Raw genomic sequence first — 16,355 nt, 5'->3', positions numbered from 1 at the left:
AGCATGGCCAGGTGACTCCCGCGAATCTTGCCGACGCTGTTCTCTCCGCCGCCAGGGCCGTCTTCACGGCCCGTGGTCTCGATCTGTCGGCGCTGCCGGCGGCGGCGACGGTGGAGCGTCCGCGCAACCCGGAGCACGGCGATTACGCCACCAACCTGGCTCTTCGGGTCGCCAAGAAAGTCGGCGCGAACCCCCGTGACCTGGCCGCGGCCCTGGCCGAGGAACTCAGCAAAGTCACAGGTATCGCTTCGGTGGAGATCGCCGGACCGGGCTTCCTGAACATCCGGGTCGACGCCGCGGCAGCGGGCGAGCTGGCCCGGCAGGTGGTCACCCTGGGTGCCGAGTACGGGCGGGGCACCGCCCTGAGCGCCCAGAACCTCAACCTGGAGTTCGTCTCGGCGAACCCGACCGGCCCGATCCACCTGGGCGGGGTCCGCTGGGCCGCGGTCGGCGACGCGCTCGCGCGGCTGCTGAAGGCGGCGGGCGCCCAGGTCACCACCGAGTACTACTTCAACGACGCCGGTGCGCAGATCGACCGGTTCGCCCGGTCGCTGCTGGCCGCGGCGCGGGGCGAGCAGACCCCGGAGGACGGGTACGGCGGCGCGTACATCGCCGAGATCGCGGCGCAGATCACGGCCGCGCACCCCGGCGCCGACGACGTCGAGACGTTCCGGGTCGAGGGCGTCGAGCTGATGTTCGCGCAGATCAAGTCGTCGCTGGCCGAGTTCGGCACCACCTTCGACGTGTACTTCAACGAGAAGGACCTGCACGACAAGGGCGAGCTCGACCTCGCCCTGGCCCGGCTGCGCGAGCAGGGCCACGTCTACGACGCCGACGGCGCGACCTGGCTGCGCACCACCGACTTCGGCGACGACAAGGACCGGGTGCTGCGCAAGAGCGACGGCGACTGGACCTACTTCGCCGCCGACTGCGCCTACTACCTGGACAAGCGCGAGCGCGGCGCCGACCTCGTCGTGATGATGCTGGGCGCCGACCACCACGGATACGTCGGCCGCATGCGCGCCATGTCCGCCTGCTTCGGCGACGACCCGGACACCAACCTGGAGATTCTGATCGGCCAGATGGTGAACCTGGTCCGCGACGGCGCCCCGGTGCGGATGAGCAAGCGCGCGGGCACCGTCGTGACGATGGAGGACCTGGTCGAGGCGATCGGCGTGGACGCGTCGCGGTACGCGCTGGGCCGGTTCAGCATCGACTCGCCGATCGACATCGACGTGGACCTGTGGACCCGGGCGTCGAACGAGAACCCGATCTACTACGTGCAGTACGTCGCCGCGCGTACCGCCGGGGTGGCCCGGCAGGCCGCCGACGCGGGCCTGACCCGCGACTCCGCCGAGTTCGACCCGGCGCTGCTGTCGCACCCGAAGGAGCTGGAGCTGGTCAAGGCGCTCGGCGACTTCCCCGGTGTGGTCGCCACCGCCGCCGAGCTGCGCGAGCCGCACCGCATCGCGCACTACCTCGAACAGAACGTGGCCCGCGCGTTCCACCGCTTCTACGACGAGTGCCGCGTCACCCCGATGGGAGACGCGCCCATCGAGCCTGTCAACGTCGCCCGGCTCTGGCTCAACGACGCCACCCGCATCGTCATCGCCAACGGCCTCGGGCTGCTCGGCGTGACCGCCCCCGAACGGATGTGACGGCCAGACCATGAGAGCTCACGAGGCCGGTGCCCTGCACGGAGAGATCGGGCACACCGGCCCGACCTGGCTGCGCACCCCCGTCGACGTCAACGCGCTGCTGGAGCCGCTGTGGCCGCGTACGGCGCGCAAGGACGACGCGGGCGTGCTGCACGTCGGCGGGCGCAGCGTGGCCGAGCTGGCGGCCGAGTTCGGCACCCCGGCGTACCTCCTCGACGAGGAGGACTTCCGGGCCCGGTGCCGCGCCTTCCGCGACGCGTTCGCCGGGGCCGAGGTGTACTACGCGGGCAAGGCGTTCCTGTGCCGGGCGGTCGTGCGCATCCTGGTCGAGGAGGGGCTCAGCCTCGACGTGTGCAGCGGCGGCGAGCTGGCCACCGCGCTGTCGGCGGGCATGGACCCGGCGCGGATCGGGCTGCACGGCAACAACAAGTCGGTCGGCGAGCTGACCCGGGCGCTGCGCGCCGGGGTGGGCCGGATCGTGGTCGACTCGTTCGACGAGATCGACCGGCTGAGCGCGCTGGCGCGCGAGTTCGGCGTACGCCCCGCGGTGATGATCCGGGTGACGGTCGGCGTCGAGGCGCACACGCACGAGTTCATCGCGACCGCGCACGAGGACCAGAAGTTCGGCTTCTCGCTGGCCGGCGGCCGGGCGTTCGAGGCGGCCCGGCGCATCCTGGCCGACGACGTGCTGGAGCTGCGCGGGCTGCACTCGCACATCGGCTCGCAGATCTTCGACACCTCCGGGTTCGAGGTCAGCGCGCGCCGGGTGCTGTCGCTCCAGCAGCGCATCCTGGAGGAGCTGGGCGCCGAGCTGCCCGAGCTGGACCTCGGCGGCGGCTTCGGCATCGCGTACACCAGCCAGGACGACCCGCAGCCGGCGGCCGACCTGGCCCAGCGCATGTTCAAGATCGTCGAGGGCGAGTGCCGGGGCCTGGGCATCGCCCAGCCGCACCTGTCCATCGAGCCGGGCCGCGCCATCGTCGGCCCGTCCACCTTCACCCTGTACGAGGTGGGCACGGTCAAGCCGCTCGACGGGCTGCGCACCTACGTGAGCGTGGACGGCGGCATGAGCGACAACATCCGCGCCGCGCTGTACGACGCGTCGTACAGCGCGACGCTCGCGTCACGCTCGTCACAGGCGGAGCCGATTCTCGCCCGCGTGGTGGGAAAACATTGTGAAGCCGGGGACGTGGTGGTGAAGGATGAATTCCTGCCCGCCGACGTGAAGCCCGGAGATCTTATTGCGGTGCCGGGGACCGGTGCCTACTGCCGGAGCATGGCGAGCAACTACAACCACGTCCCGCGGCCGCCGGTGGTGGCCGTACGGGACGGGCAGGCACGGGTGATCGTGCGCCGGGAGACCGAGGACGATCTCCTGGCGTTGGACGTGGGCTAGGGGGCGCCGCCCCCTGCCGGATCGCATCGGGGAGACGAAGTGGCTGACTCGCTCAAGGTGGCGCTGCTGGGGTGTGGCGCGGTCGGCTCGGAGGTCGTGAGGCTGCTGCACGAGCAGGCCGCCGACCTGACGGCGCGCATCGGCGCGCCGATCGAGCTGGTCGGCATCGCCGTGCGCCGGGGCGGGCGCGACCGGGCCGGGCTGCCGGTCGACCCGAGCCTGTTCACCACGGACGCGCTGGGCCTGGTCAAGCGCGACGACGTCGACGTGGTGATCGAGGTCGTCGGCGGCATCGAGCCCGCGCGCACCTGGCTGGTCGAGGCGCTGCGCGCCGGCAAGAGCGTCATCACCGGCAACAAGGCCCTGCTGGCCGAGGACGGCGGCAGCCTGCACGACGCCGCCGCCGAGGGCGGCGCCGACCTGTACTACGAGGCTGCCGTCGCCGGGGCCATCCCGCTGCTGCGCCCGCTGCGCGAGTCGCTGCACGGCGACCGCATCATGCAGGTCACCGGCATCGTCAACGGCACCACCAACTTCATCCTGTCCGCGATGGACAGCACCGGCGCCGGGTTCAACGAGGCCCTCGAAGAGGCCACCGCCCTCGGGTATGCCGAGGCCGACCCGACCGCCGACGTCGAGGGCTTCGACGCCGCCGCCAAGGCGGCGATCCTGGCCAGCCTCGCGTTCCACACCCGGGTGCGCGCCGCCGACGTCTACCGCGAGGGCATCACCGAGGTCAGCGCGGCCGACGTGGCCAGCGCCAAGGCCATGGGCTGCGTGATCAAGCTGCTGTGCATCGCCACCCGCACCGTCGACGGCGGCGTCAGCGTGCGCGTGCACCCGGCGATGATCCCGCGGACCCACCCGCTGGCCGGGGTCAACGAGTCGTTCAACGCGGTCTTCGTCGAGGCCGACGCGGCCGGGCAGCTGATGTTCTACGGCCGCGGCGCCGGTGGCGCCCCGACCGCCAGCGCGGTGCTGGGCGACCTGGTCGCGGTGGGCCGCAACCGCCTCGCGGGCGTACGCGCCGCGAGCGAGTCCGCCTACGCCGACCTGCCGGTGCGCCCGATGGGCGAGGTGCGCACCCGCTACCACGTGTCGCTGGACGTCGAGGACCGCGCGGGTGTGCTCGCCGCCGTCGCCGGGGTCTTCGCCAAGCACGGCGTCTCCATCGCCACGGTCAACCAGTCCGGCCGGGGCGACGAGGCCATCCTGGTCATCGTCACCCACTCGGCCCCCGACGCCGCCCTCTCGGCCACCGTCTCCGAACTGCGCACCCTCGACTTCGTCCGCGCCGTAGCCAGCCTCCTCCGCGTCGAGTTCTAACCCGCACGGGGCGGCGGGGGAGAGGGGCCGGGGGCGCTCGTACCATGGCGGTGTTGTCCGGGCTCTGCCTGCCGGTGGGATTCATGTCCCGCTGGGTGGAACCCAGGTGGTGGGTGGGCCGTTGAACGGGCAAGGTAGCCGATGACCGTCGGTAAGGGGGCCAGCATGTGGCGTGGATTGATCGAGCAGTATCGCGACCGGTTGCCGGTGTCAGAGAAGACGCCCGTGATCACGCTGCACGAGGGCAACACGCCCCTGGTCCCGGCACCGGTGCTGTCCGACCGCACCGGCTGTGACGTCTACCTGAAGGTCGAGGGCGCCAACCCGACCGGCTCCTTCAAGGACCGCGGCATGACCCTGGCGGTCTCCAAGGCGGTCGAGGAGGGCGCGAAGGCGATCATCTGCGCCTCGACCGGCAACACCTCCGCCAGCGCCGCCGCGTACGCCGCGCGCGCGGGCATCACCTGCGCCGTCCTCGTGCCGCAGGGCAAGATCGCACTGGGCAAGCTGGCCCAGGCCCTCGTGCACGGCGCGAAGCTGCTCCAGGTCAGCGGCAACTTCGACGACTGCCTGAGCATGGCCGCCAAGCTGGCCCAGGACTACCCGGTGGCGCTGGTCAACTCGGTCAACATCGACCGGCTGCACGGCCAGAAGACCGCCGCGTTCGAGATCGTCGAGGCGCTGGGCGACGCGCCGGACATCCACTGCCTGCCGGTCGGCAACGCGGGCAACATCAGCGCGTACTGGATGGGCTACCAGGAGGACGCGACGGCGGGCAACGCCACGCACACCCCCCGGATGTACGGCTTCCAGGCTGCCGGTTCCGCCCCGATCGTCGACGGCGCCGTGGTGGCCAACCCGTCCACGATCGCGACGGCGATCCGCATCGGCAACCCGGCCTCGTGGACCAAGGCCCTCGACGCCCGCGACCAGTCCAACGGCCTGATCGAGGCGGTCACCGACCGCGAGATCCTCTCGGCATACCGGCTGCTCGCCCGCGAGGTGGGCGTCTTCGTCGAGCTCGGCTCGGCGGCCAGCGTCGCGGGTCTGCTCCAGAGCGCCGCCGCGGGCAAGGTCCCGGCCGGCTCGCGGATCGTCTGCACCGTCACCGGCCACGGCCTCAAGGACCCCGAGTGGGCCATCTCGACGGCTCCGGCGCCGACCACCATCGGCAACGACCCGCTGGCCGCCGCCCGCGAACTCAACCTCGCCTGAGCCGCACCACGCCCGCCGCCGCCACCCGCTCCGGGTAGGCGGCGGTCGGCGTATGTGGTGGAAAACATGGGCGGGTGCCGACACCCCGGATCATCCCAGGTGTACGGTGCCTCTGTGCTTCGGGTCCTTACGCGTAACCGTGACTTCCGGCGGCTGTTCCTGGCCGAGCTGATCGTCTTCGGCGCGGACTGGTTCGTCATGGTCCCCCTGTTGCTGCTGCTCAACGAGAAGACGGGGCAGGGGCTGTGGGGCGGCCTGGCGCTGGCGGCCGAGACCGGCACGGTCGCGCTGCTGCTGCCGTACGCGGGGACGATCGCGGACCGGTTCGACCGCAAGCGCATCCTCATCACCTCCAACCTGTCCGCCCTGATCGCCGTGGTCGGCCTGTTCCTGGTGCACGGGCCCTGGGCGGGCCCGATCGCGCTGGTGTCGGTGGCGGCGCTGTCGGGGGCGAAGGCCTTCTACACCCCGGCCGCCAACGCGGCCATGCCGAACCTGGTCGACCGCAGCGACCTGTCGCCCGCGATGGCGGTGCACGGTTCCGCCTGGGGCACGGTCACGGTGCTGGCCTCCTCGATGGGCGGCGTGGTCAGCGCCTGGCTGAGCCCGTACGCGTGCTTCGGGCTGGTCGCGGTCGGCCTGGTCGGCGCCGCCCTGCTCACCTCGGGCATCCACCGCCCGACGCAGCTGCCGGGCCGGGCCGAGCAGCGGCCGGCCTTCGCGGCGATCGCCGAGGCGAACCGCTTCCTGCGCCGCGAGCCGCGCCTGCTGGCGCTGGTGACCGTCAAGTCGGCCGTCGGCGTGGGCAACGGCCTGCTGGCCACGTTCCCGGTGCTGGCCATGGCGTTCGGGGTCGGGCCGCGCGGGCTGGGCCTGATGTTCGCGATCCGGGGGCTGGGCAGCCTGGTCGGCCCGTTCGTCTTCCGCGCCGCCCTGGCCCGCCCGCACTGGCTGTTCCCGGCCCTGGCCATCTCCATGTCGACGTACGGGCTGGCCTACCTCGGGGTGTCGATGGCGACCTGGTTCCCGCTGGTGCTCGCGGGCATCTTCGTCGCGCACGCGGCGGGCGGCGGCAACTGGGTGATGTCGAACTACGCCCTGGCCCAGGAGGTGCCCGACGAACTGCGCGGCCGGGTCGGCGCCAGCGACCAGATGATCGCCATGCTGGCGGTGACGGTGTCGCAGCTGACCGTGGGCTTCTTCGTGGACTCGGTGGACGTGCGGCTGCTGATCGCCTGCTGCGCCACCACCACGCTGCTGTACGCCGTCGGCTGGCGCCTGGTCACCCGCCGCCTGCCCCGCCACGTCACGGCCGGCCCCGCCCTGGCCGTCGCCGACTGACCCACCCTGCCCCGCTCGCCGAACCCCGCCCGACACCTCGGGCGGGGTTCGTGCAGTTTCGGGGAAAGTGCAGGAACGGGCCCCGAGATTCCAGCAGTTTCCCCGAAACTGCTGCCACAGCGCCGCCCCCGTGCGCGGATTGGGGAGGGGGTGCTAGCGTGGTGATATCACTTCGATATTGGGGGAGGCGGGTCATGCAGAAGCGGGCGTTCCGGGTCTCCGGGTTCCTGCTCGTACTGGTGGCGCTGGCGATGCTGGCGGCCACGATCACGGTCGTCGCGGTGTACGCCGACAAGCCGGGCGGTGACGCCGTCATCGGCATCACCGCGGTGGCCGCGGCGCTGCTGATCACCCTGGTCTGCACGGGATTCATCGTGATCAGCCCGAACGACGCCCGGCTGATCCAGTTCTTCGGCAGCTACGCGGGGACGATCGACACGCCCGGGTTCCACTGGACCTGGCCGCTGACGGAGAAGACCAAGATCTCCAAGCGGGTCCGCAACTTCGAGTCCAACCGTCTCAAGGTCTCCGACGCCGACGGCAACCCCGTCGAGATCGCCGCCGTGGTGGTGTGGCGCGTGGTGGACACGTACGCGGCGAAGTTCGCCGTCGACGACTTCGTGAACTTCGTCGAGGTGCAGGCCGAGACCGCGGTGCGGCACCTGGCCACCAGCTACCCGTACGAGGCGCACGGCACCGACCGCACCAGCCTGCGCGACAGCGCCGCCGTCAGCGACGAGCTGACCGCCGAGCTGCGCGAGCGCGTCGCCCTGGCCGGGGTCGAGGTGGTGGAGTCGCGGATCACGCATCTGGCCTATGCTGCGGAGATCGCTCAGGCGATGCTCGCCCGCCAGCAGGCGCAGGCGATCGTGGCCGCCCGCGCGACCATTGTGGAGGGAGCCGTGGGGATGGTCTCCGGCGCGCTGGAGCAGCTGCGCGAGCAGGGTGTCGTCGAGCTGGACGAGGAGCGCAAGGCGCAGATGGTGTCCAACCTGCTGGTGGTCCTGTGCGGCGACCGCGCCGCACAGCCGGTCGTCAACGCGGGCACCCTCTACTGAGGACGACGCGGTGGCTGAGCGCAAGAAGCTGCTGCTGCGGCTGGATCCGGCGGTCCACGACGCCATCGCCCGCTGGGCCGCCGACGACCTGCGCAGCGTCAACGCGCAGATCGAGTACGCGCTGCGCGCCGCGCTGAAGTCGGTGGGGCGGCCGGTCGACCGCCCCACCGCCACCGTCGAGGACGACGAGTCCGAAGACTGACAGGCCGAAGTGGACGGTGCTCAGACTACGGGCGGCACCGTCCACTCGGACTCGCCCGGACGCGGCGCCAGCGCGGCCGGATCGACCGGCGCCGCCTGCGGCCTCCTGCGGCCGACGAAGGCACCCGCGAGCAGCAGCGACACCCAGAGCACCTGGCTGACGGAGAGCAGGGTGCTGACGACGCGGATCGTCATGAGGTGGTTCTGGTAGCCGCCGCTCTGGTAGGTGGCCGACAGGACCATGCGCACGCCCCAGTAGGACCACCAGAAGGCGAAGCCGAAATGCACGATGCCGACCACGCAGCCGGCGAGGATCAAAGTGGTGGCGACGGCGCCCAGCCGCTTGCGCATGACCAGCGCGAGCACGAGGCCGACCAGCAGCACCAGCGGAAGGAACAGGGCCGGCACGGCCCAGGCGAGCTCGGCGGGGTCGACGAGGTTCATGGGATCTCCCGAGGGGTGGACAACGGCCACACCGTACCGGTGGGCGACCAGCGCCGCAGACCTATATTGACCCCGTGACGATCACCTTCGGTCCGGGCGCCCGCACGGTGCTGGCCCCGGCGACCAGCGCGAACCTCGGCCCCGGCTTCGACGCCCTGGGGCTGGCGCTGGACCTGTGCGACGAGGTCACCGCCTGGGTGACCGAGGACGGCAGGACCAGCGTGACGGTCGAGGGCGAGGGCGCCGGCGAGTTGCCCGCCGACGACACGCACCTGGTCGTACGCGCGATGCGGGAGACCTTCGCCGAGCTGGGCGCCCAGCCCGCCGGCCTCGGCCTGCACTGCCGCAACCGGATACCGCAGGCCAGGGGCATGGGATCGTCCAGCGCCGCGATCGTGGCCGGGGTGACCCTGGCCAACGCCCTGGCGGGCGGCCGCCTGAGCCGGGCCGACGAGGTGCGCATCGCCGGCCGCATCGAGGGCCACCCCGACAACATCGCGCCCTGCCTGTTGGGCGGATTCACCATCGCCTGGGGCGGCGCCGACGCCGCCCGGGCCGTGTCGCTGCCGGTGGCCCCCGGGGTGCGGCCCACCGTGTTCGTGCCCGCGGTGCGGGGCTTCACGGCGCAGGCCCGCGCGGCGCTGCCGCCGCAGGTGCCGCACGCCGACGCGGCGTTCAACGCGGGCCGCTCGGCGCTGCTGGTGCACGCGCTGACGGCCGAGCCGGGGCTGCTCTACGAGGCCACCGAGGACCGGCTCCACCAGGACTACCGCGCCCCGGGCATGCCGCAGACAGCCGAGCTGGTCGCGCGGCTGCGCGCCGCCGGCGCGGCGGCCGTGGTCAGCGGGGCCGGGCCCAGCGTACTGGTGCTCTCGGCCCTGCCGTCCGATTTCACGCCGGACGGCAGTTGGGTGTCCCACAGTATTGCCGTGAACGCTGGCGGGGCGGTCGTATGCGAAGGTAGGATCCCGTGTTAGAAACCGGGGCGTATCACCTGACTTTTGCAGCAGTTCAGACACGCCGAGTAGCCCGGTGTTGCCGCTGGTCTGAGTCGTTGATTACGCTCTAGGGCAGCACAGCCGCGAAGCGCCCGATCTTGTGCGGGGCGGCGCAACCGGAGCTCGGTTCAGACGGACACGTTTGCCTGACAATACGGCCGTCCACCCCCTGTCTACGCCTGCCGCAGCCTGATCGCACGCTCCTGGTGTCCTGCCGTCGCTTCTGGACGGAGAGGGAACACCGTCGAGACTGCGCAAAAACCCCCGTAGGGCTCGCGATGAGTACCCACGGGTATCCGAGGCCGCCCGGCCGCCACTGTCGAAAGAAGACCCGGGCTGCCCCGGCCAATCGAGGGAAGGAATCCATTGAGCGACACCACCGACATGACGTCGGATGTCTCCCACGTCGCTGACGACGCCTCCACCGGCCGGCGCCGCCGTACTGCCGGCAGCGGTCTCTCTGCGAAGCTGCTGCCTGAGCTGCAGACTCTCGCGGCGGGGTTGGGCATCACGGGCACCGCACGCATGCGCAAGGGCGAGCTGATCGCCGCGATCACGGCCAGCCAGGGCGGCGGCGCTCCGCGCCCCCGCGCTGACGTCGCCGCGGCCGCCGCGCCGGCGCGCGAGGAGGTGCGGGCCGAGGTCCGCGAGACCGCGGCCGAGCCCGCCGGCGCGGAGGGTTCCGAGCCGCGTGGCGAGCGTCGTAGCCGCCGCGGGGCGCCGGAGCCGCGTGGTGAGGCTGAGGCGCCCGCCGGCGCCCCCGAGGGCCGCGAGCGGGGCGAAGGCCGCCGCGAGTCGCGCCGGGAGCGCAACGGCGAGCGGGGAGAGCGTGGTGACCGCGGGGACCGCGGCGAGCGCTCCGACCGGGGCCCGCGTGAGGAGCGTGCCGACCGGGGCCCGCGTGAGGAGCGTGCCGAGCGGGGCCCGCGTGAGGAGCGTGCCGAGCGGGGTCCGCGCGAGGAGCGTGCCGAGCGGGGTCCGCGTGAGGAGCGTGCCGAGCGCACCGCCGACCGCGGTGAGCGCAACGCCGACCGGGCGCCGCGCGAGCGGGACTTCGACGGTGACGAGGACGGCGACGGCCGCCGCGGGCGGCGCAGCCGGTTCCGCGACCGCCGGTCGCGCGGCCGCGAGCGCGAGACCGGCAGCGGCGGTGGCGGCGGTGCCGAGCCGCAGGTGAGCGAGGACGACGTCCTGGTGCCGGTCGCCGGCATCGTCGACGTGCTCGACAACTACGCCTTCGTGCGCACCACCGGCTACCTGGCGGGCCCGAACGACGTCTACGTGTCGATGTCGCAGGTCAAGAAGTACGGTCTGCGCCGCGGTGACGCGATCACCGGCGCCGTGCGGACCTCGCCCCGCGAGAGCGGAAGCGGCGAGCAGCGTCGCGACAAGTACAACCCGCTGGTCCGGCTGGACACGGTCAACGGCATGGAGCCCGATGAGGCCCGCCGCCGTCCCGAGTTCTACAAGCTCACTCCGCTGTACCCGCAGGAGCGCCTGCGCCTGGAGACCGAGCCGCAGATCCTGACCACGCGGGTGATAGACCTGGTCATGCCGATCGGCAAGGGCCAGCGCGCGCTCATCGTGTCGCCGCCCAAGGCCGGTAAGACCATGGTGCTCCAGGCCCTGGCCAACGCGATCACGACGAACAACCCCGAGTGCCACCTGATGGTGGTGCTGGTGGACGAGCGGCCCGAAGAGGTCACCGACATGCAGCGCTCGGTGAAGGGCGAGGTCATCGCCTCGACCTTCGACCGGCCGCCGATGGACCACACCACCGTCGCCGAGCTGGCGATCGAGCGGGCCAAGCGCCTGGTCGAGCTGGGTCACGACGTGGTGGTGCTGCTGGACTCGATCACGCGTCTGGGCCGGGCGTACAACCTGGCGGCGCCGGCCTCCGGCCGCATCCTGTCCGGTGGTATCGACTCGACCGCGCTCTACCCGCCCAAGCGCTTCCTCGGCGCGGCCCGCAACATCGAGAACGGCGGCTCGCTGACCATTCTCGCCACGGCGCTGGTGGAGACCGGTTCGATGATGGACACGGTCATCTTCGAGGAGTTCAAGGGCACGGGTAACGCCGAGCTCAAGCTCGACCGCAAGATCGCGGACAAGCGCATCTTCCCGGCGATCGACATCGACCCGTCCGGCACCCGCAAGGAGGAGATCCTGCTGGCGCCGGAGGAGCTGGTGATCGTGCACAAGCTGCGCAAGGTCCTGCACTCGCTGGACTCGCAGGCGGCGCTGGACCTGCTGCTGGACAAGCTGAAGCAGACCCGCACCAACATCGAGTTCCTGATGCAGATCGCGAAGACCACTCCCGGCGAGTGACGTCAGCGCGGAAAGAGGGCCGACCCCGGCGGGGTCGGCCCTCTTCGCGTGTACGGACTACGGGATCAGCTCGGTGACTGGGATGGCGGCCCAGTCCAGGCCCGGCACGGTGATGAACTCGCCCGCGCCGAAGACGCCGGTCGACTCGTAGACGTCGGTCTCGGCCAGGTGGAACGTGTGCACCGCGAAGATCGGGGTCGGCTCGATCCGCCAGTAGTAGGGGATGCCGGCGTCGGCGTACTCGGCCGGCTTGTGCTTGCGGTCGGCGGTCTGCGTACCCGGGCTGACGATCTCCACGGCCAGCACCACCTCGTGCGGCGGGAAGCTGAACCAGTCCAGGTTGACCGCGGCGGCGCGGACGACCAGCACGTCGGGGTTGCGGCGCAGGTCGTCGGCGAGCCGGATCTCCTGCTCGTGCAGGGCGGCCAGGGCGGGCGGGCAGCGGCGCAGCAGCGCGGTGACCAGCCGCATCATGACGATCTGATGCCGCGCCGTCGGTGGCGTCATGGGGCGCAGGACTCCGTCCAGGAGCTCGATGCGGCTGTCGGGGGGCAGCGTGTCGTACTCGTCCGGCGTGACGGTCACCGCGGCGGGCAGCGTGGCCGTCCCGTCCCGGGTGAGCTTCTGCGACAGCTTGGTCACCGTAGGTCCCCTTGTACTGACGTCTGTCAACCCATGTTAAGAAGGGCACCCTCCGCTACGTAATACGTCAAGAGGGTGCCCTTGCTTACTCTGGGGGCTAGAAGGCGCCGTCGGCGACCTGGAAGACGGTGAGGCCCAGCTCGCGCCACATCCGCACCACCTGGTTGCGGTCGTCGAGCACGGCCACGACGTGCCAGCTGTCGCGCAGCTCCCGCTCGAAGATCTCCTGCTTGACGACGGAGTCCTTGCGCTGGTCGCCGGTGCGGCGCATGTGCAGGCCCGCGTACGGGACGCCGACGTGCTCGTCCAGCCAGGCGGCGGTCGCCTCCCGGCACGCGTCGACCCGGCCGGAGCAGTAGACCACCGTGTGGCCCGCCGCGTGCAGCGCGCGGACCGCGTCGATGACCGGCTGGTTGGGCAGGTCCAGGTGCACGCGGGTGTGGTCGTACGGGCTGCGCGCGCCCATCAGCGCCACGGTGCCGTCCAGGTCGACCAGGATCGCCCGGGGCGCGTCCGCGGGGGGCGTGTAGGTGCGGTGCACCCCCGGCTCGGGCAGCGTGAGGTCGGTCCGGTGCCCGGCCAGGTAGCGCTCGTGCATGCGCAGGATCACCTCGGCGCCGACCCGGTCGCCCTCGGGGCGGGCCGCGTCGCGGTCGAGGCAGGTCTGGAGGGGCACGTCGGTGAAGTCGCGCAGCACGCTGCGGGCGCCGCAGGCGGCGGCGAGCTCGGCCAGCTCGCGCACCACCTTCGCGCGCAGGTTGGTGTCGTCGCAGATCACGTCGACCCCGGCGCGCAGCAGCGCCTCGACCTGGGCGCGCTGGGCCACGGTGACCTGGTGCTCGGCCCAGCCCTCGCCGAGGTTGCCGCCGTGCAGCATGCGGCGCAGGTCGTCGCGGTTGACGCGGACTGCGGCGGCCTGGGTCTTGGCCCAGGTGGTCTTGCCGGAGCCGGGCAGGCCCCTCGTGATCGTGAGAGTCGGCGTGATGGTCAGGGTGGGCATGTCGCTGCTCTCCGGGGTCGGGCTACTCGTCGTCGAAGGTACGGCCGTGCGGGGTCTCGCTCGCCTCCGGCCGTACGGAGTACCAGAGGGCGGGCCGGTAGTCCTTGCCGTCCAGCCGTGCGAACAGGTAGCCGCGCAGCTCGTGGCGCCCGGCGACGAGCGCGAAGTCCTTGCGGGTCCAGCCCTCGGGCAGGTCCGCCAGGATCTGGGCGTACGCCTGCTCGACCTGGGCGGACCGGGTGGCCGTCTCGGTGCGCAGCCGGTCGGCGACCGACGTGATCCAGGCGTGGAACTCGTCGGGCACCGGCTCGGCGATCTGCGCGACCGTCGCCCCGGCGCCCAGCGCCTCCCAGATGCCACGGGCGTGCAGACCGTAGATGATCCGGTGCAGGTGCAGGTAGTCCTCATATTTGATCTTCACGCGGGTGTCCGGGCCGGTCGCGCGCACGACCAGGCCTTCGCGGCCGGGGCGGGCGGGTGCCGCCAGCGCCTCGGCGAACGTCGCGTACCCGAAGACCTCGACCACCGGGCCGGGCCAGTCCGGCACGCCCTCGGGGCCGTACGAGCGCCCGGTGGCGACGTCGACCGCGCCGAGCAGCATCAGGTCGTTCATGCCGCGGTAGTCGACGACGATCCGGTTCGCCGGGTAGATGATCTCCACGAGCACGGTCCGCCCGGCCGGCGGCGCCCAGTGCGGGTACCGCTTGCGCAGCAGGTCGGTGGCGTGCCGCGCCTGGTCGGAGTTGAACGACCCGCGGGTGGCCACCGCCGGGCCGTCCGCGGTCGGGTAGATCACACCGAGTGACCCGTCCGCCTTGTCCGTGACCTGCACCGGCTCGTCCAGGCCGATCTGGGCCGCGCCCGGCTGGCCGTGGTTGAAGAACTTCGCCAGCGGGCGCGCCAGCACGGCACCGGTGTCGTCGGTGATCAGGCCGCGGCAGGAAAGGGTCACCGTGTCCCAGGTGTTCGCATACACGCACTTCTCGGTGTAGTTGAAGATCGTCAACGGCAGGTGCGGGTGCCGCTGCCTGCGCACCAGTCCCTCGGTCAGGGCGCGCTCAAGCGCGTCGGCCGGGAACAGAGCATCCAGTGTCGTTGTTGCGAGGGGGGACATGGCCGGTGACGCTACCGAGAGACCGCCGCATGGCGCATCCGAGATAGGTGGCATACTGGTCAGTCGGCCAGACCGGGTCTGGTTCACGCCCGAGCGGCCCGCGCGAGCGCGGTACGCGATGACGGCGACCCAGCGCCCACGACTTGAAAGGACCGAGGCTATGAAGTCCGGTATCCACCCGCAGTACCAGGAGACGACCGTCACCTGCTCGTGCGGCAACACCTTCGTCACCCGCAGCACCGCCAAGGGTGGCGCCATCCACGCTGAGACCTGCAGCGCCTGCCACCCGTTCTACACGGGCAAGCAGCGCGTCCTGGACACCGCCGGCCGGGTCGCCAAGTTCCAGGCCAAGTACGCCAAGGTCCAGAAGAAGGACGCCAAGTAGCTGTCTTTCCGGCGCCCGCTCCGTGTCTCACGGGGCGGGCGTCGTGCTGTTGCCCGCAAGCATCGTTTCTAGGGAGGATTCGGACATGAGCAACGAACGTCTCGACGCCCTGCTGGCCGAGTACTCGGACCTGGAGGCGAGGCTGGCGGACCCGTCGATCCACGCCGACCAGGCTGCCGCGCGCAAGGTGGGGCGGCGCTTCGCCGAGCTGACCCCCATCCACAAGACCGCGGGCGAGCTGTCGGCCACCCGCGCCGACCTGGAGGCCGCGCGCGAGCTGGCCCCGGTCGACCCCGACTTCGCCGCCGAGGCGGTGGCGCTGGAGCAGCGGCTGCCCGAGCTGGAGGAGAAGCTCGCCGAGCTGCTGGCCCCGCGCGACCCCAACGACGGCAAGGACGTGATCCTGGAGATCAAGTCCGGCGAGGGCGGCGAGGAGTCGGCCCTGTTCGCCGGGGACCTGCTGCGCATGTACCTGCGCTATGCCGAGAAGCACGGCTGGCTGACCGAGGTGCTCGACTCGCAGGATTCCGACCTGGGCGGCGTCAAGGACGTCTCGGTCGCCATCAAGACCCGGGGCGTGCCCGAGGGCGGCAACGGCGTCTGGTCGCGGCTGAAGTGGGAGGGCGGCGTGCACCGGGTGCAGCGCGTGCCCGCCACCGAGTCGCAGGGCCGCATCCACACCTCGGCCGCGGGCGTGCTGGTCATGCCGGAGGCGGAGGAGACCGAGGTCGAGATCGACCTCAACGACCTGCGGATCGACGTGTACCGGTCGCAGGGCGCGGGCGGCCAGTCCGTCAACACCACCGACTCGGCGGTGCGCATCACGCACATCCCGACCGGCACCGTGGTGACCTGCCAGAACGAGCGCTCGCAGCTGCAGAACAAGGACAAGGCCATGCGCATGCTGCGCGCCAAGCTCGCGCAGTACGCCGAGGAGCAGGCGGCCGCCGCGGCCGCCGACGCGCGCAAGGCGCAGATCCGCACGGTGGACCGGTCGGAGCGGATCCGCACGTACAACTACCCGCAGAACCGGATCACCGACCACCGGATCGGGTACACGGCGTACAACCTCGACATCGCGATGGGCGGGGAGATGGACGGCGTCCTCGACGCCCTCACCACCGCCGACCGCGCGGCACGCCTGGCCGGCGAGACGGAACTCTCCCGCCAGTAACCGCGAGACGAACCGAACCACAGCCGAGCTCACCTGACGCCGCGGTCACCCCGACCAACCCCGTTTTTCATAGAC

15 protein-coding genes are annotated in these 16,355 nt (G+C 71.7%); 11 read left to right on the top strand and 4 right to left on the bottom strand.

Annotated elements, in window-relative coordinates:
* Positions 1-11: 11 nt before the first annotated feature.
* From argS to Cs7R123_RS36570, 7 genes are all read left to right on the top strand, one after another.
* The gene (argS, locus tag Cs7R123_RS36600; RefSeq protein WP_212833457.1) at positions 12-1,658 is read left to right on the top strand and encodes an arginine--tRNA ligase; all 1,647 of its coding nucleotides are present in this window, start codon (positions 12-14) and stop codon (positions 1,656-1,658) included.
* Between the two features lie 10 nt (positions 1,659-1,668).
* Positions 1,669-3,054 (top strand): diaminopimelate decarboxylase, encoded by a 1,386-nt coding sequence (gene lysA, locus Cs7R123_RS36595; protein ID WP_212833454.1) that lies wholly within the window; start codon positions 1,669-1,671, stop codon positions 3,052-3,054.
* Positions 3,055-3,093: 39 nt separating this feature from the next.
* A complete protein-coding gene (locus tag Cs7R123_RS36590) occupies positions 3,094-4,380 on the top strand; it encodes a homoserine dehydrogenase (protein WP_212833452.1) in 1,287 nt (428 codons plus the stop codon).
* Positions 4,381-4,545: 165 nt separating this feature from the next.
* Positions 4,546-5,595 carry a threonine synthase gene (gene thrC, locus Cs7R123_RS36585; protein ID WP_212834960.1) on the top strand — a complete coding sequence of 350 codons (1,050 nt, stop codon included), beginning with the start codon at positions 4,546-4,548 and terminating at the stop codon, positions 5,593-5,595.
* Between the two features lie 66 nt (positions 5,596-5,661).
* Positions 5,662-6,936 carry an MFS transporter gene (locus Cs7R123_RS36580; RefSeq protein WP_212833450.1) on the top strand — a complete coding sequence of 425 codons (1,275 nt, stop codon included), beginning with the start codon at positions 5,662-5,664 and terminating at the stop codon, positions 6,934-6,936.
* 194 nt (positions 6,937-7,130) lie between these two features.
* Entirely contained in the window at positions 7,131-7,994 is an 864-nt protein-coding gene (locus Cs7R123_RS36575) for an SPFH domain-containing protein (RefSeq protein ID WP_212833448.1), read from the top strand.
* 10 nt (positions 7,995-8,004) lie between these two features.
* Positions 8,005-8,196: a toxin-antitoxin system HicB family antitoxin gene (locus Cs7R123_RS36570; protein WP_212833446.1), complete on the top strand. Its 192-nt coding sequence runs from the start codon at positions 8,005-8,007 to the stop codon at positions 8,194-8,196.
* A 20-nt stretch (positions 8,197-8,216) separates the two neighbouring features.
* Here the strand turns inward: Cs7R123_RS36570 and Cs7R123_RS36565 are convergent, their stop codons facing one another.
* Positions 8,217-8,639: a hypothetical protein gene (locus tag Cs7R123_RS36565; RefSeq protein ID WP_212833444.1), complete on the bottom strand. Its 423-nt coding sequence runs from the start codon at positions 8,637-8,639 to the stop codon at positions 8,217-8,219.
* Between the two features lie 74 nt (positions 8,640-8,713).
* On the opposite strand from Cs7R123_RS36565, the gene thrB reads away from it, so the two are divergent.
* Both thrB and rho read left to right on the top strand, forming a co-directional pair.
* Positions 8,714-9,616: a homoserine kinase gene (thrB, locus tag Cs7R123_RS36560; RefSeq protein WP_212833442.1), complete on the top strand. Its 903-nt coding sequence runs from the start codon at positions 8,714-8,716 to the stop codon at positions 9,614-9,616.
* 387 nt (positions 9,617-10,003) lie between these two features.
* Positions 10,004-11,965 carry a transcription termination factor Rho gene (rho, locus tag Cs7R123_RS36555; protein WP_212833440.1) on the top strand — a complete coding sequence of 654 codons (1,962 nt, stop codon included), beginning with the start codon at positions 10,004-10,006 and terminating at the stop codon, positions 11,963-11,965.
* Positions 11,966-12,022: 57 nt separating this feature from the next.
* Here the strand turns inward: rho and Cs7R123_RS36550 are convergent, their stop codons facing one another.
* From Cs7R123_RS36550 to Cs7R123_RS36540, 3 genes are all read right to left on the bottom strand, one after another.
* Complete coding sequence (locus Cs7R123_RS36550; protein WP_212833438.1) at positions 12,023-12,607, bottom strand: Uma2 family endonuclease; 585 nt, start codon at positions 12,605-12,607, stop codon at positions 12,023-12,025.
* 97 nt (positions 12,608-12,704) lie between these two features.
* A complete protein-coding gene (locus Cs7R123_RS36545) occupies positions 12,705-13,607 on the bottom strand; it encodes an AAA family ATPase (RefSeq protein WP_212833436.1) in 903 nt (300 codons plus the stop codon).
* Positions 13,608-13,629: 22 nt separating this feature from the next.
* The gene (locus tag Cs7R123_RS36540) at positions 13,630-14,721 is read right to left on the bottom strand and encodes an RNA ligase (protein WP_212833434.1); all 1,092 of its coding nucleotides are present in this window, start codon (positions 14,719-14,721) and stop codon (positions 13,630-13,632) included.
* Positions 14,722-14,881: 160 nt separating this feature from the next.
* Here Cs7R123_RS36540 and rpmE point away from each other — a divergent pair, with 160 nt between their 5' ends.
* Positions 14,882-15,106 (top strand): 50S ribosomal protein L31, encoded by a 225-nt coding sequence (gene rpmE, locus Cs7R123_RS36535; protein ID WP_212833432.1) that lies wholly within the window; start codon positions 14,882-14,884, stop codon positions 15,104-15,106.
* A gap of 85 nt (positions 15,107-15,191) precedes the next feature.
* Positions 15,192-16,280, top strand: coding sequence for a peptide chain release factor 1 (gene prfA / locus Cs7R123_RS36530; protein WP_212833430.1), 1,089 nt, complete (start codon positions 15,192-15,194; stop codon positions 16,278-16,280).
* The last annotated feature ends 75 nt before the right edge of the window (positions 16,281-16,355 follow it).

It is taken from the genome of Catellatospora sp. TT07R-123, assembly GCF_018327705.1.
Taxonomy (GTDB): Bacteria; Actinomycetota; Actinomycetes; order Mycobacteriales; family Micromonosporaceae; genus Catellatospora.
Note: the sequence above shows the minus strand (reverse complement) of the source record. Positions and strands in the feature narration are given on the sequence as shown.